Consider the following 20,214-nt stretch of genomic DNA (forward strand, 5'->3'; position numbering starts at 1 on the left):
AGTACCTACCCAAATGGAATTATCGTGCAGTTCCGACTATTTAGCAGACGCTAAAGTTATTAAATTTTCATTCCTTACTTCCAGAAAAAGGGCCCGAAAAGCCTAGCTGTTGTAATTTCTGGATGAACTCTCGACGCTTACAAGGTGTCCAACGGCTCAAGGCTAGGCTCCTGATTTAAATCAATATTGTCAATGACGGGCATTCGATGTCGCAATTTCAACCCTAGCAAAATCCAGTCTTCCAAAGTTGAGCGTAACTCATTTTGACACTCTTTTAAAGTTGAACCAAAGGCGATGACTCCCTTGCAAACAGGAATTTTCCCAACAAAGCTATGATCTTCAAGTTTGTCATACATAGCCTCAGCCATTGCTTTGTCAACGTATTCGCTCAGAATGAATTTTACAGTCATTGAGTTTCCTTTTGCTTGTCGAATATTGGAATCTCCTTCACAGTTACATCCATTATATTTGTTTTTGTCAAGTTCCGGCATTTAGATTTCCGAAAAATGTTTTTGCAATAAATCGTGGATAAATCGATAACGCCGATCGCCAGTTTTTTGCAGCAACAAGCGATCGCTCGCAGCATCGAGAAAACGCCTGTAATCCCAAGGAATATAGCCCTTCGACCACAGCACGAAGCGCAATATAAAACTTTCAATCCCCGGAATTCCCGGCAACAAAGCACTAATTACCGCAGCAGCAGCACCCGCAATTAATCCCCAAATTGACCCGGAGACTAGGCTGACAATTAATCCTAAAATCACCCAAATCAGCCCGCCAACCAGCTTAACTCCAAACTGATACTTGCGCCGTTCCTGGTCTGTTTGCAGCCAGCTAGACGGTATGCGATCGAGGTAAAATTCTTGAATTCCTTGCTGTTCCATCCTTCGGGCCAACCATCCCAGCCAGTAGCGAATTTGTTCCGGCCGCAGTTCCTTACCTCTGGGATACTGCTTGACTTTCCCGGTGATTTGGTGGCGAATATAGGCAGTTAAGAGATATTTGCGTTGTTCTTCTGCGGAAGTTATGCGCTTCCAAGCTTCAATTAAAATATCGTCGTAAGCCAAAGCCATCATGCTCAGAAGCAAGGGAACTTTTGCCAATTTCAACAACTCCGGCTCGCGCTCAATGCTGTACCAAAGTTCGCGGCTTCTGGCTTCTAGCAAATAATTTTGAATTTGAGTTTCTGTTAAAGGTTTCAATAAAACCGCTGCTTGCAGGCGAAATCTTGTATCGCAGTTTTTGTAAGCTTCAAAACTGCTGCAAGCTACTAAATGTTTGGGTTTAAATTCGCTTTCCACAAACTGATTAATTGCTTGAATGCAGCTATTTTGGCGGTGGGTTTCTACTTCGTCCAAGCCGTCGAGGAGAGGCAGCAATTTTTGTTCGGCTAGCCATTTTTTGCCGACAGCAGGAGAGATGCGGTATTTGAACTGAAGTTGAGCAATTAACCAATCTGCGATCGCCCCGGATTCTGCTTTCCACGATCCAAGTTCAAACAGCACTGGTACTGGAAAACTAGCATCTTTTTGGGCGCGGGAAATTAACACGCGAGCTAATTCTAGCAGCGTCGTAGTTTTGCCTGCACCCGTGGCTCCCAAAATTACCAATTTGCCACCGGTACGATCGAACACTTTAGCAATGCTTGCTTTGGGAGGAAGCCGAAAACTCGGACGGTTGCCCGCTTTCACTTCCACATCCCAACAGCGGTTAACACCAACAGGGGACGAGTCTTGACTGAGGTTAGCCAGCACAGCAGCGTGCAAAGACTGCGCGAGGCCTGCTTGGACTTCCTGCTTCACCTCCTCCAATAATCGATCGCGAGGCGGTTGTAATCTCAGAGGAATCAATTTTGACATTTTATGTACCTCGCGCTGAACGCTTACCTTCGCAAATTTTCGCGCAAATAACCCAGAGCAAGATTACCATCAGTATAGGCGTCCAGTATATATTGACTCAAATTATTGCGACAATTATGGATCTGAAATTTTATCTAAAAATCCTGACCCTGTGGCCCGCACTAGGTATTTCCACTATAAATTAACTGGCGATCGCCCCAACTCCCAAACAAAAATTATTAGTATAGATACAGAGAGGGTTTTTTATGTCATTTACGAAGCGTCAAATCATCACAATAAGCTTAGCAGGACTGGCAACAGCGGTGGGAGTAGCTGTTGCAACTATACAGTCGGGTGCGATGAAACAATCCAATCCTCCCCTCGGTGAATCACCGACATCCACCACAAACCAGATTGCAGGGCCGACGAACAACCCTGAATCTCGGCAACCAGAACCTCTGCAAGCACAAACCCAGGCCGCACAATCTCCCCCATCTCAATCTCAACCAGCCAAAACCCCAGCACTTCAACCCTCGCTAGTTGCAGGAGTCTCTGGATCAAAAGTTGAGCCAGTAGTTGTCACACCGCCAAATTCCGGTTGCAAAATCACCCAGGCTGTAGTCAGCGATCCGAATCCACCGCTAAATGTGCGATCTATCCCGCAAGTAAGGGGCAGCAACATAGTAGGAAAACTTAAAAATAATACCTTTGTTTCAGTTGCCGAAGAACAAAACGGTTGGCTGCGAATTACCGATCCGCCCGGTTGGATTGCCAAAAACCGCACCGAAAGCAGTTGTTCTAACGTCAACCAGCAGATTAATTTTCCGCCGGGAGGAGATGAGGCGATCGTCAAAGGTCGAATTATCGGCGGCGGCAGCCACTCTTACCGGATTCGCGCCCGAAAAGGTCAAACAATGACTGTTAGGAATCGGAAAGATGTTTTTCCCCAAATTATAACTCCTCGTGGCCAACTTTTAGCCGGAGATCCTTATCAAGGCAATGAAACAGAGTGGACTGGAAAAGTGCCAGTAACAGGCAATTACACATTACAATTAGACTCTAATTTCCGGGGATACGAATACGAATTTTCCGTAAAATTGCGATAATTTCCCTGACATCTGTGGGGATACAGCAGTACCTTGTCTTCCTCAAATCTGCGACTTTTAATAAATAGTGGAATTAAGGAATCTCGGAAAGCGATATATCAAGAATCGCAAATTTCTGCCAATCTTCCGAATCAAAGTGCCACCATTCGGTTGTGATACTGATAAATCCGTGTTTTTTCATCGCATTCTTAAGCACTTGACGATTTTTCCGAGATTCCGCGCTGCCGCCTTGATAATCTCCGTGAGCTTTTTCGGTAAAATCATCGTAAGGTGTTGGCATTTCTAATTCTTTGCCGGTGCGATCGACTAAAGTCAAATCTATAGCAGCACCGCGATTGTGCCGCGAACCCCTAGCAGGATTAGCAACATAGCGCGGATCTGGCCAAGCTTGCCACATTTGCTTAGTCACAGAGAAAGGCCTGTAGCAATCGTAAACTTTCAACCCCAATCCGATTTTTTCCAAATCTGTTTGAACTCGCCCTAACTGTTGAGCAACAGAACTTCTCAAGGCGCATTTCGATATAGGGTAAAGCTTTCGTTTCAAGAAATTGTTAGTAGTGGCGTATCGGATATCGAGGCGAATGTTGGGATTTACGGTGCGGATGTCAACCAGTCGTGCCGAAGGGGGAAGTTGACTCATGAAAATACTTTCAGGTACTACTGGGTTTTGTTCTGGTTGGGTAATTTGCACTTGTGGCGGCTCCTGGGCGCGAATCGATCTTGTATAATTTAGGGTGGTTGTAGATAGTAATATTAGAGCGAATAAAATTAAATATTGTGTAAATCTGTTTAATTTCATAGCTGTGTTAAGTGGATATTTAATAGAGTTTTTACATTTCCTATCTTGGGGAATTTTCGCGTTTTTCGTCTTGTCTCTCGTCCCGCCAGACCGACAGGGGTTGAAACCCCTGTCTCATAGCTAAAGTCCTCGCTATGAGGACTGAAATATTTCTCTAAAACTTTTATTTTATGAGTCTTTCAGTCGGTTTTAACCGACTTTCGCTATGAGACGGGGGTTTTAACCCCCGGCGGACTGTCCGACTGTCCGACTGTCCGACAAGCACGAAAATGATCGGTCTGATTTAATTGTTAATTGTCCTCAAATTCCCAAGCGCTGATACACTAAATCTAAGTGCCTCAATTGATACTGCGGATCGAAACAATCATCAATTTCTTTGGTGGTCATCTTAGCTGTTACCCGATCGTCCTTAGCAATTAAATTGTAGAAATTGCCGCCCGGTTTGTTCCAAGCTTCGTGAGCACAAGATTGCACAATTTTGTATGCGTCTTCGCGACTCGTGCCTTTTTCTACTAAGGCTAACATCACGCGCTGGCTGAAGATGACTCCGCCGTAAAGGTTCATGTTTTGCTTCATGTTTTCGGGATAGACTAGCAGGTGTTTTACTAAGTCTGTGGTTTCTACTAACATGAAGTGAGTTACTGTAGAACTATCGGGCAAAATCATCCGTTCTACGGAACTGTGAGAGATGTCTCGTTCGTGCCAAAGCGCTACGTTTTCTAAGGCTGCGACGGCGTTGGCGCGGACGATTCTCGCCATCCCTGTGAGTCTTTCCGATCGAATCGGGTTGCGTTTGTGGGGCATGGCGGATGAGCCTTTTTGCCCTTTGGAAAAGAATTCTTCGACTTCGAGAACGTCGGTGCGTTGCAGGTTGCGGATTTCTACTGCAAAACGCTCGATCGATGCTGCTAAGAGTGCTAAGGTTTGGACATATTCGGCGTGTCGATCGCGCGAAATGACTTGAGTCGATGCACAATCGGGTTCGAGTCCGAGGTTTTGACAGGCGATCGCTTCAATTCGCGGGTCAATATTAGCATAGGTTCCGACTGCACCGGAGATTTTGCCGACTGCAATGGACGATCGCAAATTCACCAATCGGGCGCGGCTGCGAAACACTTCTGCCAGCCATCCTGCTAGTTTAAAGCCAAAGGTGATGGGTTCGGCGTGAATTCCGTGCGATCGGCCAACCATGACAGTATTGCGATGTTGTTGAGCCTGATAGCGAATAGCTTGACTCAATTCTTCGACACGTTCTAACAAGATATTGACGCTAGCGACTAATTGCAGCGCCAAAGCGGTATCGAGGACATCGGAACTGGTTAAACCGAGGTGAATGTAGCGGCCGGCATCGCCTACATATTCGTTGACATTTGTCAAGAAGGCGATCATGTCGTGGCGGACTTCGGCTTCAATTTCGAGGACTCGTTTGGGGTCAAAATTAGCCTTAGCTTTGATTTCTTCGACTGCGGCGGCGGGGATGTAGCCGAGTTCGGCTTGAGCTTCGCAGACGGCGATTTCTACTTGCAGCCAGGTTTTAAGCTTGGCGGTTTCAGTCCAGATGTTGCCCATTTCGGGCAAAGTGTAGCGCTCTATCACGGTGGGAGTTGGGGAATGCGATCGTCTTATTGTACATCTGCGAAGCATCCGTCTTCAGTCGGAAGGAGGAATTTCGGGCGATCGAACTATCCCTTTGGGGAATTTGAATATTTCGTTTGTTTCGGATATTGCGTTTATGGCACGGTAAGTGTTATCGTGAAGGAAACAACCAAGTATATGCCGGCCCAATACTTACATACGCTTCCAGCAATGGCTGCACAGGTTTTCCGCGATCGCAGATTCTGTCTGCTGACCAATAAAACGGGGTCTGGTATAATCAGCGGTTTAAACCGCTGATTATACCAAATTTTACCACCATATTGACTCTGTGCTTCAAAAACAATCACATCAAAAAAGAGATTAATTATGTTGAACCAAAAAGCATCGCTTGAGTCAGTTTTGATTCCCGAACAAAAACAAGAAGAAATAGCAAAACTAGATCGGATTCTCAGCCACGAATTTGCACAACCAAAATTAGTCGGAAGTAACGGAGAAGAGATAGTAATTCCTGAATCAGTCTACAGCATTTTGCGTCTGATCGTGCGTGCAATGGCATCAGGTAAAGCTATCTCTCTAGTACCTCACAATCACGAACTGACAACACAAGAAGCTGCTGATATTCTGAATGTATCCCGACCATTTCTGGTCAAGTTACTAGACCAGGGAGAAATTCCTTGTATCAAAGTAGGAAAGCATAGACGTATTCGTTTGGAGGATTTAACTTTATATAAAGAACATCGAGACAACAAACGTCGCAAACACTTGGATCGGCTAATCGAGATGACCGAAGAAGCTGGTTTGTACGAGGCATAGAAATAATTCCAACATTAATATGTCTAAGCTTAGTGTTGTCCTCGATGCTTGTGTCCTGTTTCCTATGTATCTGCGCGATACTCTGCTTTCCACCGCCGAGGCTGGTCTGTATTTACCGTATTGGTCGCAGAAAATCCTTGATGAAGCAATGAGCAACCTTGTCCGCCAAGGGATATTATGCCAGGAGAAAGCAATCAATCTTGAAGCGGAAATCAATGCAGCCTTTCCCGAAGCAATAATTGAAGTACCTGTCGGCTTAGAGCAAATCATGAAAAATGACCCTAAAGACCGTCATGTTCTTGCTACTGCTGTAACAGCAAATGCTGATGTCATTGTTACCAGCAATCTCGCGGATTTCAAAGAAAAGGATTTAGCTCCTTGGAACATCAAATCGCTGTCACCTGATGAGTTTATGAGCGATCTATTTGACGAATACCCGGACTTAATAGTTAGATTATTACGGCAACAGTCGGAAAGGTACAAAAAACCTCCGAAGACTGTTGCGGAATTACTTGAATTTTTGGAAAAAAAAGCAGGTATGCCCAAATTTGCTAGTGATATTTTGTTATATGAATATAGTCTAGATATTGTGCAAACTGCGGAAACAGTCTTAAGGAACTACGGCAGACAAATACCCGAAGGCGGTAAATTTCTTGAGGGAGAGCGGTATCGTATTTGGCAGCAAGAAGAGACGCTTACAATTACTGCGAAAGATGGTAGAGGTGAAATTCTGCGATTTCAGAATCAGGAAATTGAGGGGAATATCTCATCAGAGGATATCAAAGCATTAAACATATTTGCTCAAAGCTGGGATTGAGAATTAACAATAAATAGGGTTTAGGAGCAACAAGCTGATTAAAATAACCGATGTGCAGAAGCTCAAGGAAATAGAAGAATGAATAGCCCTTACAGTCTCATCATCCAGTGGTCAGAAGAAGATCGACTTTTTGTTGTCAGTTGGCCTGAGTTTACCGATGTCATGCAGCCTTGCACTCACGGACACACTTACGAAGAAGCGGCAAAACACGGACAAGAATTGTTAGAAACATTGATTGAACTCTATCAAGAAGATGGTAAACCTCTACCAGAACCTCAGACATTGGGGAAACGATTGCAGATTGCGTAAAGTTGTTAATACCAAGGATTATCAATCCAAACGCATACTATTTCATTTTTACTGAGCGATCGCGTCCCTTGAGTTAGTTGGATGACTGGTAAAATAAGTGCGATCGCCTCCTTTGTTGGTGAAGTAAGTGAGGAGCGATCGCAGTATTTTTCAAGATGCCGTACTCCGCTGATAACGCACCCTACTTTACTATTGTACCTCTGCGAGGCCTCCGTCTTCAGTCGGGATGGGGAATTTGGGGCGATCGAACTTTTCAGATATGTGACACATCGTCCGTAGACCGATCGTCCGCAGAGACTGAAAATTGGGAGATGAGTCGATCGAAACAGAAGATTCTGCGTGCTTTAGGTCATCTCGTAAAGCAACGCAGGACAGCGTTGGGAATTTCGCAAGAGGAGCTGGGAATGCGGGCTAATTTAGACCGCACCTATATATCTGGAGTAGAACGCGGAGTCAGGAATCCGTCCATCACCGCAATTGCAAGTCTAGCTACCGGCTTGGACACAACAGTTTCCAATCTTCTCGAAAATCTAGAAATAGAAGCGGAAAACGTAGAGTGAACAATCAAGATTTAGCAAGCACAATTAAAGCTCAATTAAAACAAGACTCAACTCAATTCAAAGTCTTTAATCTCCTCTCAGACCAAAAATGGCACTGTCGGGAGTGCGAAGGCAAACAGATAGCATCAGCTCAATATGCTGGCGGTGGCGGAATTCAGGGATTGCAGCGCGGCACAAGGAAGCGCCCCGGTCTGGTTATTGTAACAGAAAAGAGATACTGTCAAACTTGTCAGGCAACACGTTTGGGCGATTTGTGGACAGGAGAAATTAAATCAGCAAATTCTGCTGCTAACATACCCGCTTCTCTAGTACAAAGAATACTCGAAGTTTCAGCTTATACAGATGTAATCGAACAGAGGAAACGAGCAGCCCATGAATTAGTAATTGACCATAGATTCCCGATGGAACGCTGGGGAGAAAATGAGCCACCACACCTGACATCTATGAGCGAATCTGAAATAAAGAAAAAATTTCAGTTGCTCAAGAAGGATGCGTCAGGCAATCACAATCTTCTAAAATCTCGAAGTTGCGAACGCTGCATCACAATAGGAAAAAGGGGCAAACCTTTCGGTATCACCTTTTGGTATGAAAGAGGGGAAGACTGGCCTTCCATACATCAGCGCGGTGCAGAAGCTGAGGAAGGCTGCGTGGGATGTGGCTGGTATGATTTTGAAACTTGGAGAAAAGCTCTCAATCAAAAACTAGCTGAATCTGCTTCCGACGGTTAAGAGTAATTTTGCTAGATTTGTTCAAAGCAATATCAGTCAAGTAGGGAACAAGTGCAAAGCCAATACACTCTGCTAAGCGCGGTGGCACAGCATTACCAATTTGCCACATTGCCTTTTTCATCGAACCTTCAAAAATAAATGAGTCCGGGAAAGTTTGCAATCTAGCCATTTCACGGGCTGAAATAACGCGATTCAGATAAGGATGAATATGAGTGCCACCGTGATTTTCTTTAACAGTCATACTCGGTTTTCCCGGATACTGTCGCTTGAAAGCATCTGCATAGCTTTCGTACAAAGAACCTCCAGGCGGAACTTTAGCAAGTCTTTCCATATACTCAGCAGAATGGCGAGTCCACTCGTGATTAATTTCTGGTATGCGAGTATACTCTGGTAAATCATCAATTGCTGACTCAATCGCTTTGTATTTTTCGGGCAACAATTGCGGCTTCGGATAGGGATTTGGCATCCCAAATCTATTGGCAATAAAAATAGCTCTTGGCCTAATTTGCGGAACTCCATAGGCGGCTGATTCCAGCACCGCAACGGAAACGTGGGGATAGCCAATTTCCTCAAAAGCCTCGCAAATAGCTTGCTGAACAGCCCCTTTCTGTATAGTCAATATTCCGGGTACGTTTTCCATGACAACATACCAAGGACGTATTTCAGAGACAATGCGGACAAACTCTCTAAATAGGCGATTTCGAGGGTCGTTGGGGTCGCGTTTTCCTGCAACTGAGAAGCCTTGACACGGCGGCCCACCTACAACAACATGAACTTCTGGCGAACCAATTTCAGCGAGCAACTTTTGGGGACTTAAGTTTTTTATATCGTCGCACAAGTGATGGCAATCTGGAAAGTTTTTTGTATGAGTTGCCGAGGCGATGGGATTAATTTCAACACTTGCTACTGGTCGAAAACCTGCTTGCAATAAACCTTGGGTCATGCCGCCCGCACCGCAAAAAAGATCGACAAATGTATAGTCTGATTTTGGCAGTGACTGAGATTCAACATCAATGAATATCTTGTAGGGGTCGCAGTCATTTGCTTCTAGTTCGCGTTGGATGCGTTCGTAACGCCCTAATTTTGCTTTCTTCTGCTTTTTGACAGGAATTGGTTCTGAGTCATTTGAGAATAAAGACAGTTGTATTGCTTCCATTTTATATTTTTTTACTGCGTTCTATCTGATGTTGCCCACTTGGGGCAGGTGTAGGGTTCGATCGCGCTTGGAGTCGGAGAGTGCGATCGTCTCACATATTGCACCATTTTCGCTTAAAAGGCCCGACGACCTGTTCCACAAAGAGTCAATTTTCTTGTGGAGTGGGCCCGAGATCCCGCCCATAAAAGGCTTATTGAGAATGCGACAAGATGTGAGTTGTAACTGAGATGTTGCACCATTCTCAAGAACAGGCAAGATGCCTGTTCCACAAAGAGTGAATTTTCTTGTGGAACAGGCAAGATGCCTGTTCCTAAAAAGCTTATTGAGAATGGGACAATATGTCAGTTGTAACGCTGTATTCTCGTCCAAAACCCGGTTTCTGAGTACCCCCGCCTCGATTTTCAGCTTTTAGAGAGATGTAAAAACTCGCCCGATCGCTACACTATGATTAACTAGGAACTCAGCAATTTGGGAGAAGAGGTGAATTGAAATTCGTGTCCGACCCGCGAATAACAGTCAAAATCCGCAAAATGAAAGAGCGGGTGCGGTGGCAAGAACAGTCGATCGTCGATCGGGGAATCGACCAAACTCGGATAGTTTTAGAAACTCAAACCACAGACTCTCCAGAGTTTTCATTTTTAGTCGTAGGCGATAGCGGCACGGGCAATCACCGCGGCTACAATCCCCAGCGGCAGATTGCCGAACAGATGGTCTCCGAGCGGGAAACTTGCCGTTTCGTCCTCCACACGGGCGATGTAGTTTATCTCGTCGGTTCCAGCGAATATTACTTGCAAAACTTTATTCGCCCCTACCGAGAATTTATAGTCGGCGGCGAGCATCCCTCTCGGATTGCTTACGATCGCATGGTGTTTAACTTTCCGTTTTTGCCCGTACCGGGAAACCACGACTATTACGACTTGCCGATAGTCTACGGCATTCTGTCGGCGACAGCTTTTCCACTGCGCCGGCTGTTGGGTTCCAAGTTGGATCTCGATGTCGGCTGGCACGGTTCCGATCGCGGAAATGCCTACGCCAAAGCGTTTCTCGACTACCTGCAAGCTCACAAAATGCCGGGAGATCTCGATCGCCACCTAGACACCCACTACACCGCCAGCACCAGCACAGGCCGCTGCATCCGTTACCAACCCGGACGCTTTACCCGCTTACCCAACCGCTACTACACCTTCCGCAGTGGCGGCATCGACTTCTTTGCCCTCGACTCCAACACCTTCAACGAACCATTACCGATCCCGAAAACCAAACAGGGCGACATTCGCCGCCAGGATTTGGAACTCGATCGCCAGAAGTTGGAACAAGAAAAATTGGCAATGCTCGAAATGTGCGATCGGCTCAACCCCCAAATTCCCGAGGAAGACGAACAGCTAGACGACTTAGCCGCCAAGTTAGAGCAAGTTGACGAAATGTTGATGGATATTGACAAACAACTGTCGTCCCACAAAACAGCCGCCACGGACGTTGAACAGCTCGAATGGCTCAAAAAAAGGCTGATTAACTCTTGGTGCGATTCCGAGGTGCGGGGGCGGGTAATTTACCTGCACCATCCCCCCTACGTGACCGAGGCGACAAAGTGGAATCAAGCTCAAACTTTGGCGGTGCGGTTGCGATTGCGCGAGGTGCTCGACGGGGTGGCCGATGCAGTTGGGGAAGTAGCGCGAGGTCGTCCGCTAGTAGATTTGGTGCTGACTGGCCACGCCCACTGTTTGGAATACCTGCGGACTGGGGATACCGGACACGGCGACTCTGGGATTAATTGGCTTGTCTGCGGGGGAAGCGGCCACAGTCTCCGCCGCCAGCGCCCGGAAGGGCCGATGTTGGAGGAAGCATTGAGTCCTGAAGCTTATCGCTTGGCGCGGCAGTCTGGTTCCGAAACAGCCAGCCGGCGGATAGCCGAATCTTTGCTATTTGTCGGCCGCAGCGGTCAAGGTTCCCACAAACGCCGTCCTTATTCGTGTTTGCGGATTGATGTTCTTGATGGGTGTCCCCCCAAATTCCGCATCCGACCTATGGTTGTCGAAAGATTTGAGGGGAAATGGCAGGATATCTCGATCAAACCTTTTGTAATTTAACGAATGAAGTTGCCGTCACGATCAGGTTTTGTCGCAGCAAACGGCTTAATTCCTCAGCTTGAAACTCTCAAGATTCTCTCTCAAACCCGGAAAACTTCAATAGACTCGCATTGCATTCATTCGATCGCCATAACAGGAAATTATCTGCGTTAATCTGCGTTAATCTGCGTTAATCTGCGATCGATCTATTAATCAAAGATTAATGCAATTGCTCGTCTCATCTTTGCACTCAACTTAATTCAGGAGAAAAACTCAATGATTGCTAACTTAACCGCCACCGGCTGGGAAATTATTTACCACCGGGCCCACGCTTTGCTCGCCGCCCAACTTGGCGGACAGTGGAAGCGCTCGAAATCTCCGGTTCGCCTCTACGAAACCATAGCCGCGATTTCGCATCACGACGACTTGGAGAAAGAGTGGGAAGAAAATATTTTGACTGAAGCGGGCGCGCCCTTTGATTTTACGTTGCAGACGGAAACTTCTCTGCCTAAAATTAAAGCCATGACGGAGAATTCCCTATATCGCGGTAGGTGGGTAGCAATGCTGATTTCTATGCACATGAGCTATCTCAATGAAGGAAAGCGGGGAGAGTCGAAGGAACTCGACGAATTTTTGGACGAACAACTGGAAAATCAAAAAAAATGGCAAAAAGAGTTGAATATTTCTGAGGAAGATGCTAAGGCAGCTTATGCTTTTTTCCAGTGGTGCGATCGGCTATCATTAATTCTTTGCAGCCGCGAGTTACCCGCCGGAGAACGAGCTTTAGAAATTAGTGTCGGCCCGGACGGTAAGCGCTACGATATTGTACAGCACAGCAACGAACTCGTAACTGTAACTCCTTGGCCTTTTGAAGAAGATAAGTTTACGGTGAACGTCGAAGCGTGCAATTTGAATCAAGTCAAGTTTGACAGCAACGAGGAAATTAAGGAAGCGCTGCACAAAGCTCCCCGCGAAGTCTTAGAGTGGACTTTTGTCAAGTCTTAACTAAACCTTTGAAAAATAGGTGAGGGTTGTTGTCGAAGTTTAGCGGGCATGGCATTTGTGTTAACTTAATGTTAAAACCATGTCTAAATAAGGGTTATAGTTGAGTCTTGATCCCCCCTAACCCCCCTTAATAAGGGGGAGTAGGGGGTGGACAAGAACACTCAAAGTCAACCCCTACTCCCCTTATTAAGGGGGATTTAGGGGGATCGAAACTTCGATACAAACGTTACCTATTACCTATTACCTATTACCAACTATGAAACGTTCAGCTTGTCTAATTTTCAATCCCGTCGCCGGCAACACTGACCCAGACCAAGACTTAGCTAGAATTCAGGAACTTTTAGAGCCTTTTATTGACTTAGACATTCGGCTGACAACCCCCGAATTGGACGCAGATCAAATCGCCCGCGAAGCAGTTGATAGAGGAGTTGAGGAAATTATTGCTTGCGGGGGCGACGGCACATTATCCGCAGTTGCTGGGGCGATTGTCGGCACAAATATTCCTTTAGGAATTATTTCGCGGGGAACGGCTAATGCTTTTGCTAATGCTTTAGATATTCCGAATACAATTGAAACCGCTTGCGCCACTATTTTTGGAGGGTTGACGCGGGTGGTGGATGCAGCGATTTGCAACGGTGAAATGCCGATGGTTTTGTTAGCGGGAGTGGGTTTTGAGGCAGAAACTGTCGAACTAGCCGATCGCGAAATGAAGAATCGCTGGGGAATGCTGGCTTACATTTTGTCGGGAATTAAACAGTTAAACAATTTAGAAAGATTTGAAGCGGAAATCGAAACCGAAGATAGAATTATCAGCCTTACTGCTGTGGCCGTAACAGTGGCGAATGCAGCGCCGCCTACTTCGATTTTAGCTCAAGGCCCGGCGGGGATTGTTTTTGATGACGGCTTGCTGGACGTGACGCTGGTGGCGCCTCAGAATAAAGCTGGGGCGATCGCAGCTTCTTATCATCTATTGCAAACAGCTTTGAGCGGCAATCCTACCGATCGCGACGACATCGGTTATTTGCGGGCAAAAAAAGTAAAAATTACTACCGATCCGCCTCAAAAAGTGGTTTTAGACGGGGAAATCATCGGCATGACTCCGGTTTCTATTGAGTGCGTTCCCGGAGGTTTAACTATTTTTGTACCGCGAGTTGAAGAAGAGCCCGTGGTGGAAAAACTCACCGGTTTAGCGGACATCGAAATTACAATTAAACCCTTAACTTAAACAGGACTTAGGCAACTGGCACAACATGGGGCTACTTTTTAGGTACGTTGTTGCGCTTTAGCGCTCTTGTATGATATTTGAAAGAGCGCTGAAGCGCAACAACATACCTTAAGACCGCCCGGGCGGTCTTTCATTTTTATGCTTCTAAAATTTGGCGAATGCGGCGCTCCAAACGTTCGAGGTCGAGTCCGCCTTCATCGCGGCTGATGCGGCGTACGGTGACGTTAACATTGCTCAAATCTGCCAGCAAATCTTGCAAGATTTCTTGTTGCTGCCGAGCTTGAGTTATTTCGCGCGGTTCCTGCACCAAATCGCGAACAATTGTATCTTCAGCGCGGGAAGCAACGATCGGGTCTGCTTCGCCGTCTACGTGTACGAAAGTGCGCCGGCCCGGTCCCCGTTCTTCTTCAATTGGTATTACTGCTGTTACTCGATCGGAGCGTACATATTTGCCAAATCCCAGGTGGACTAAGACAGAAGATTGTATTTTCATAGATAGCAAGTTTTATTTGTTAGTTATCTATATTTTAACTTTTATAACCATGCTATGACAATAATTTGAGAGCTATTATTACTACAATATATGTCGGTTTCTTCTCAGCATTTTAGTGGTCATGCTTAGTAAAAAATGGTAATATATTTGACGATATTTCCACGTTCCGGTAGGGGTTAAAATATTCGCATAATCCGACAGTCCGGCAGAGGTTAAAATATTCGCATAATCCGACAGTCCGGTAGGGGTTGAAATATTCGCATAATCCGACAGTCCGGTAGGGTTGAAACCCCCGCCTCATAGCGAAAGTCCCCTTAAGAGGACTGAATAATTTATTGAAAATCATCCTATTTCTGGGTAAAAAGTTCGCAAATAATGTTAGTGCATATCAAGATAATACCTAGTAGAATCAAATTACTAATAAAATATGATTCCATAGTCCTCTTTAGAGGACTTTTGCTATGAGACAGGGGTTGAAACCCCTGTCGGACTGTCGGAATATGGCAAATCTCGGATTGTTAGATTACAGTCGGAATATGGCAAATCTCGGATTGTTAGATTACAGTCGGAATATGGCAAATCTCGGACTGTTAGATTACAGTCGGAATATGGCAAATCTCGGACTGTGCGAATTTCGGACTGTCAGTGCGCGACAGTTGGCTGATGGGTTAACATAAAAATAGAGCAGTTTGCGATCGCCCGCAGCGCAGTTCAGGGACACAGCCTACCGATTCTAGATTTGAGCATTACTTCCACGGAAAAACAGGAAAGCCTAAATCATGTTAATTAGTCTCGACTTAGTTATCAGTCTCCTGACTACACTTCCCATAGCTTCCATCAAAGACAAGCTTCAGCGCAACGAAACAGTCATCAAAATCTTAAAAAAATTTAACCTCGACCCCGATGCTCCGCCCGCAGATTTTAGCGGAGTGTATGTTTATACTTTAGTAGAATACGGCGCTGGCAAACCCAAGCAGATTTTAGAACTGTTTCGCCAAAAAGAGATTGAATCAGCATTTCGCCAAGCCTTCGAGTCCGATAGCCCAGCCATTTTAATTAAAGCAGGCGATGAATATCTGAATGAGAGTGCTTTAGGCAAAGAAATTCGGAATTTAGGTATTGACCCCAGACGGGAATTCATGGCATTTGCCGCCGTGTTTATGGAAGTAGCAAAGCGGACGCGAACGCTGGGAGATGTGATGGTGGGAAATGCGATCGCCTCTTTGCAAAAACGCCTATCTCTGGTAATGGATCGCATCGAACGCCTCCCCACTATCGAAGGAATTCGCACCGAATTTGCACGCTTAGAAACCGAAGATTATCTGGCACTTCCCGCAGCCGCAGCATCAACTAATATTCAAAAGTCTCAAGCTTTTATTTTATCGCAACAAGTTCGCGGGTGGTTTGAAACATTAAGTTATAAGTTTGAGCCATATCAAATCTCGGAAGATAACTATTTTGAATGGATTATCAATGTCCCCGTCAGACGCAATCGGTACGATCGCATTTTAGTGCGCGGAATTGCCGGAGAAGCCGGACTCAGGGATATCTCAGCCTTGCGCGATTCCGTGGAAAAACAGCGCACCGATGAAGGATGGTTAGTCACCGCCCGCCGCATCAGTCGCGCCGCGCGGGATGAAGTAGAAAAAGATGAAAATCGCGATTTAGCTTGCTATACGTTTGATGAATTGCTCGACCAAGATGCCGATTTTACGGCTTATCTGGATTGGCTGGAAACTGAAATTACCAGCCGAGAAATTGATACCAAATATGTGCCGCTAGCCTGTACGAAAGAAGAAATTGACCCCGATACTCACCGCAAGATAGGCGTGAGTCATTATGACGGGCGAGATGGCTGGATTGAAGGTTATATTGACCTGTGGTTGAATGACCCAGTAAAAGAACATATTTCAGTTTTAGGAGAATTTGGAACCGGCAAAAGTTGGTTTGCGATGCACTATGCTTGGATGGCACTGCAACGCTATCGAGAGGCTCAAAAGCGGGGCTTAGAACGTCCGCGTTTGCCGTTAGTAATTCCTTTGCGAGATTACGCGAAAGCAGTTAGCATCGAGTCGCTATTTTCCGAGTTTTTCTTTCGGAAACACGAGATACCTTTGGCGGGTTATTCTGCCTTTGAACAACTCAATCGCATGGGTAAATTTCTGCTAATTTTCGATGGTTTTGATGAAATGGCCGCTAAGTGCGATCGGCAAGAAACCATCAACAACTTCTGGGAACTAGCAAAAGCCGTCGTTCCCGGCGCAAAAGTCATCCTCACTTGCCGTACCGAACACTTTCCTGAAGGCAAGGAAGGACGGGCATTGTTCAATGCAGAACTGCAAGCGTCAACAACCATTTTAACAGGCGAAACTCCCCAATTTGAAGTCTTAGAATTAGAGAAATTTAACGACGAGCAAATTGAGCAAGCGCTGTCATTTCAAACAGAGGCGGCGACTGTGAAAAAAGTCATGGGAAACCCGCAGTTATTGGATTTAGCGCGTCGCCCGGTGATGACCGAGTTAATTTTGGAAGCATTGCCCGATATTGAAGCAGGAAAACCAGTCGATATGTCGCGGATCTATCTGTATGCGGTGCGGCGGAAGATAGAGAGAGATATCAAAGCAGAACGCACCTTTACTTCTTTAGCAGATAAGCTTTACTTTTTGTGCGAACTGTCTTGGGAAATGCTGTCTACCGACCAAATGAGTATCAATTATCGCAGTTTTCCCGATCGCATTCGCAGCCTGTTTGGTTCCGTCGTCCAAGAGGAAAAAGACTTAGACCACTGGCACTACGACATGATGGGTCAAACGATGCTAATCCGCAATGCAGATGGGGATTATACTCCGGCGCACCGTTCGTTATTAGAGTTTTTTGTCGCTTATAAATTTGCAGCAGAATTGGGAGTTTTGGTCGCAGATTTTACCGAATTAGTTGCGCCCGAACAGTCTTGTGTCAATCCTGATGCAGCGCCTCAATCGTACACCTGGTCTAATTATTGTCAGATTCAGGCTCAGAAGAGAAATAACAACGAACTTATCGCGCCTTTAAAGGGATTTTTTGCTGAAGATTTAGGTCAACTTCTTCAGAGTTTCGGACAAGCGCCACTGACTAAAGCTGTGATGGATTTGTTGTTGCCGATGTTGGATGCAATTTCTCCCTCCTTGTTAAGGGGGGCCGGGGGGGATCGTGACGATGCTAGCCAGGAGAGATCCCCCCAACCCCCCTTAACAAGGGGGGCTTTAGAGAAGTCGCCCCTACTCGAAATTATAGAAGCAACACGGGGTAAAACTGAAAGTGAAGTAGGTTATGTGGGAGGAAATGCGGCGACGCTGTTATTAAAAAAGGACAAGACTGCTTTAGAAGGTAAAGACCTCTCTAGTGCAGTTATTTTAGGTGCAGATTTTACAAATGCGACGCTGCGCCACGTCAATTTGGCTGAAGCGAATTTGGCTAATTCTGCTTTTACTAAAATCTTCGGCAGTGTTCGGTCAGTAATATTTAGTCCTGATGGCAAACTGTTAGCTACAGGTGATAGTGATGGCGTAGTTCGCTTGTGGGAAGCTAGCAGTGGCAGAGAAATATTGACCTGTAAAGGACATACCAACGTGGTGGAGTCTGTCGCCTTCAGTCCAGACGGCGAGATACTTGCTAGCGCGAGCTATGACAAAACAATCAAGTTATGGGATGTCAATACTGGTGAATGTTTAAAAGTGTTGCAGGGACATAGCGAATCAGTAATGTTTGTCACCTTCAATCATGAGGGAAATATACTCGCTAGTGGCAGTTTCGATCGCACGGTAAGGTTATGGGATATCCGCAGGGGTGAATGCCTCAAAACTTTGCAAGACCATACTAAAGTTGTATTTTCAATTGCTTTCCATCCTGCTGGTGAGATGCTTGCCAGTGGAAGCGGCGACAAAACAGTGAGGCTGTGGAATATCGGTAGCGGTGAATGTCTCAAAACTTTGCAAGGTCATACTAAAAACGTGTTTTCAGTTGCTTTCCATTCTGCTGGTGAAATACTTGCTAGTGGAAGCGGCGACAAAACAGTGAAGATGTGGAATATCGGTAGCGGTGAATGTCTGAAAACTTTGGAGGGACATTTAGATCAAGTACGGTCAGTAGCCTTCAGTCCCAATGGCGAAATACTCGCAAGTGGAAGTTACGATCAAACAGCAAAACTGTGGGATATCCGCACTGGTGAATGCTTGAATACTTTGCAAGGCCATAACGATGGAGTAGGGTCAGTTGCCTTCCATCCTGTGGGTGAAATACTTGTTAGCGGTAGTTACGATCAAACGTTGAGACTGTGGGCGATCGACAGCGGTGAATGCTTGAATACGCTGCAAGGGCATAGCACTCAAGTCAGGTCGATCGCCTTCAGTCCAAACGGTGAAATTCTTGCCAGCGGCGATGACGAACAAACAGTCAGGCTGTGGGATGTCAGCAGTGGTGAATGCCTCCAAATCTTGCACGGACATCTCGATCGGGTACATTTAGTTGCCTTCCATCCAAACGGTGAAATACTTGCTAGCGGAAGTTATGACCAAATGCTGAGGCTGTGGGATATTAGCAGTGGTGAATGCCTCCATACTTTGCCAGAGAGTGGAAAAGAAGTACGGTCGATCGCCTTTAGTCCTTCGGGTGAAATACTTGCCAGTGGTAGTTATGACCAAACGGTGAGGCTGTGGGATATCCGCAGTGGTGAATGCCTCAAAACCTCGCAAGGGCATAACAGTTCATTATACTCGGTTGCCTTCAGTCCTTTGGGCGAGGTATTTGCCAGTACAGGTTATGACGGAACGGTGAGGCTGTGGGATATCCATACTGGTGAATGCCTCCAAATCTTTCAGGGGCATACCGGTTGGGCACGCGCGATCGCCTTTAGCCCGAACGGTGAAATGCTTGCCAGTGGAAGTATCGATCAAACAGTAAGAATATGGGATATCCATACTGGTGAATGCCTCAATATTTTTCACGGGCATACTGATTGGATACGTTCAGTTGCCTTTAGTTATTCTGGTGAAATAGTTGTTAGTGGAAGTGTCGATCTAACGGTAAGATTATGGGATATCCGTACAGGTGAATGTCTAAAAATTTTGCAATGTCATACCAGTAGAATTAACTCAGTTGCCTTCAATTCTGATGGTAAATTGATTGCTACTTGCAATCGGGATGGCACAATTATGATTTGGGAGATTGAGACAGGTGAGTGCCTCAAAATATTCAAAAGTGACAGACCTTATGAAAGCATGAATATTACAGGGGTTACGGGTTTAACGGAATGTGAAAAAACGACTATTAAAGCTTTAGGCGCTGTAGAAAATTAATCATCGCAAAGGAGTAACTATGCAGTCAGCAATACGGATTACAACCAAAGTTCTTGCAGGAAATAAACTTGAAATTCAAGTGCCGCCTGGATATGTGGGCAAAGAGGTTGAAGTTTTTGTGATTATACCAGAAAAGCCTGAAAGCGGGCGGCGTAAGGTGTTGGAATTGCTTACAGAAATCCGCAGCCGCGCAAAGGCTGTCACTCCATCAAGTCCGACAGGGAATGAATTCCCTGTCTAATAGCGAAAGTCCTCTGAAGAGGACTAATTAATTCTTTAGTCCTCTTCAGAGGACTTTCGCTTTGAGGCAGGGGTTTCAACCCTTGCCGGACTGCGGATTTACCCTCAATCTCAATCTATATCATCGCAT

General features: G+C 45.8%; 18 protein-coding genes. 12 read left to right on the forward strand and 6 right to left on the reverse strand.

Annotated features, from left to right (window positions below):
• Positions 1-137: 137 nt before the first annotated feature.
• On the reverse strand, positions 138-491 hold the full coding sequence (locus QUB08_RS26545) for a hypothetical protein (RefSeq protein WP_333228572.1): 354 nt from the start codon (positions 489-491) through the stop codon (positions 138-140).
• Positions 492-1,859 carry an NACHT domain-containing protein gene (locus QUB08_RS26550; RefSeq protein WP_333228574.1) on the reverse strand — a complete coding sequence of 456 codons (1,368 nt, stop codon included), beginning with the start codon at positions 1,857-1,859 and terminating at the stop codon, positions 492-494. It abuts the gene before it with no gap.
• A 245-nt stretch (positions 1,860-2,104) separates the two neighbouring features.
• On the opposite strand from QUB08_RS26550, the gene QUB08_RS26555 reads away from it, so the two are divergent.
• Complete coding sequence (locus tag QUB08_RS26555) at positions 2,105-2,944, forward strand: SH3 domain-containing protein (RefSeq protein WP_333228576.1); 840 nt, start codon at positions 2,105-2,107, stop codon at positions 2,942-2,944.
• Between the two features lie 73 nt (positions 2,945-3,017).
• Here QUB08_RS26555 and QUB08_RS26560 read toward each other — a convergent pair whose 3' ends face one another.
• Positions 3,018-3,743: a M15 family metallopeptidase gene (locus tag QUB08_RS26560; protein WP_333228578.1), complete on the reverse strand. Its 726-nt coding sequence runs from the start codon at positions 3,741-3,743 to the stop codon at positions 3,018-3,020.
• A 300-nt stretch (positions 3,744-4,043) separates the two neighbouring features.
• Entirely contained in the window at positions 4,044-5,339 is a 1,296-nt protein-coding gene (gene purB / locus QUB08_RS26565; RefSeq protein ID WP_333228619.1) for an adenylosuccinate lyase, read from the reverse strand.
• Positions 5,340-5,705: 366 nt separating this feature from the next.
• Here purB and QUB08_RS26570 point away from each other — a divergent pair, with 366 nt between their 5' ends.
• The 5 genes from QUB08_RS26570 to QUB08_RS26590 all read left to right on the forward strand — a co-directional run bounded on the left by QUB08_RS26570 (position 5,706) and on the right by QUB08_RS26590 (position 8,566).
• Positions 5,706-6,152 carry a helix-turn-helix domain-containing protein gene (locus tag QUB08_RS26570; protein WP_333228580.1) on the forward strand — a complete coding sequence of 149 codons (447 nt, stop codon included), beginning with the start codon at positions 5,706-5,708 and terminating at the stop codon, positions 6,150-6,152.
• A 19-nt stretch (positions 6,153-6,171) separates the two neighbouring features.
• The gene (locus QUB08_RS26575) at positions 6,172-6,969 is read left to right on the forward strand and encodes a PIN domain-containing protein (protein ID WP_333228582.1); all 798 of its coding nucleotides are present in this window, start codon (positions 6,172-6,174) and stop codon (positions 6,967-6,969) included.
• A gap of 78 nt (positions 6,970-7,047) precedes the next feature.
• Positions 7,048-7,278 carry a type II toxin-antitoxin system HicB family antitoxin gene (locus QUB08_RS26580; RefSeq protein WP_333228584.1) on the forward strand — a complete coding sequence of 77 codons (231 nt, stop codon included), beginning with the start codon at positions 7,048-7,050 and terminating at the stop codon, positions 7,276-7,278.
• Positions 7,279-7,433: 155 nt separating this feature from the next.
• A complete protein-coding gene (locus QUB08_RS26585) occupies positions 7,434-7,838 on the forward strand; it encodes a helix-turn-helix transcriptional regulator (protein WP_333228585.1) in 405 nt (134 codons plus the stop codon).
• Positions 7,835-8,566, forward strand: a complete 732-nt coding sequence (locus QUB08_RS26590; RefSeq protein ID WP_333228587.1) for a restriction endonuclease — start codon at positions 7,835-7,837, stop codon at positions 8,564-8,566. The genes QUB08_RS26585 and QUB08_RS26590 overlap by 4 nt, the downstream gene beginning before the upstream one ends.
• Here QUB08_RS26590 and QUB08_RS26595 read toward each other — a convergent pair.
• Entirely contained in the window at positions 8,529-9,722 is a 1,194-nt protein-coding gene (locus tag QUB08_RS26595; RefSeq protein ID WP_333228589.1) for a DNA cytosine methyltransferase, read from the reverse strand. The two genes, QUB08_RS26590 and QUB08_RS26595, sit on opposite strands and share 38 nt — an antisense overlap.
• A 494-nt stretch (positions 9,723-10,216) precedes the next feature.
• Here QUB08_RS26595 and QUB08_RS26600 point away from each other — a divergent pair, with 494 nt between their 5' ends.
• From QUB08_RS26600 to QUB08_RS26610, 3 genes are all read left to right on the forward strand, one after another.
• Complete coding sequence (locus QUB08_RS26600; protein WP_333228621.1) at positions 10,217-11,809, forward strand: metallophosphoesterase; 1,593 nt, start codon at positions 10,217-10,219, stop codon at positions 11,807-11,809.
• A gap of 255 nt (positions 11,810-12,064) precedes the next feature.
• On the forward strand, positions 12,065-12,793 hold the full coding sequence (locus QUB08_RS26605; RefSeq protein ID WP_333228591.1) for a DUF3891 family protein: 729 nt from the start codon (positions 12,065-12,067) through the stop codon (positions 12,791-12,793).
• 256 nt (positions 12,794-13,049) lie between these two features.
• Positions 13,050-14,018, forward strand: a complete 969-nt coding sequence (locus QUB08_RS26610) for a YegS/Rv2252/BmrU family lipid kinase (RefSeq protein WP_333228593.1) — start codon at positions 13,050-13,052, stop codon at positions 14,016-14,018.
• Between the two features lie 136 nt (positions 14,019-14,154).
• On the opposite strand, the gene QUB08_RS26615 is transcribed toward QUB08_RS26610, so the two are convergent.
• Positions 14,155-14,511 carry a hypothetical protein gene (locus tag QUB08_RS26615; protein ID WP_190740317.1) on the reverse strand — a complete coding sequence of 119 codons (357 nt, stop codon included), beginning with the start codon at positions 14,509-14,511 and terminating at the stop codon, positions 14,155-14,157.
• A gap of 461 nt (positions 14,512-14,972) precedes the next feature.
• On the opposite strand from QUB08_RS26615, the gene QUB08_RS26620 reads away from it, so the two are divergent.
• The 3 genes from QUB08_RS26620 (at position 14,973) to QUB08_RS26630 (ending at position 20,085) form a co-directional block, all read left to right on the forward strand.
• Positions 14,973-15,188, forward strand: a complete 216-nt coding sequence (locus QUB08_RS26620) for a hypothetical protein (RefSeq protein ID WP_333228595.1) — start codon at positions 14,973-14,975, stop codon at positions 15,186-15,188.
• Positions 15,189-15,290: 102 nt separating this feature from the next.
• Positions 15,291-19,844: a WD40 domain-containing protein gene (locus QUB08_RS26625; protein WP_333228597.1), complete on the forward strand. Its 4,554-nt coding sequence runs from the start codon at positions 15,291-15,293 to the stop codon at positions 19,842-19,844.
• Positions 19,845-19,863: 19 nt separating this feature from the next.
• Complete coding sequence (locus QUB08_RS26630) at positions 19,864-20,085, forward strand: hypothetical protein (protein WP_333228599.1); 222 nt, start codon at positions 19,864-19,866, stop codon at positions 20,083-20,085.
• Positions 20,086-20,214 lie beyond the last annotated feature (129 nt).

The sequence above is a fragment of the Microcoleus sp. BR0-C5 genome, assembly GCF_036705045.1.
Classification (GTDB): domain Bacteria; phylum Cyanobacteriota; class Cyanobacteriia; order Cyanobacteriales; family Microcoleaceae; genus Microcoleus.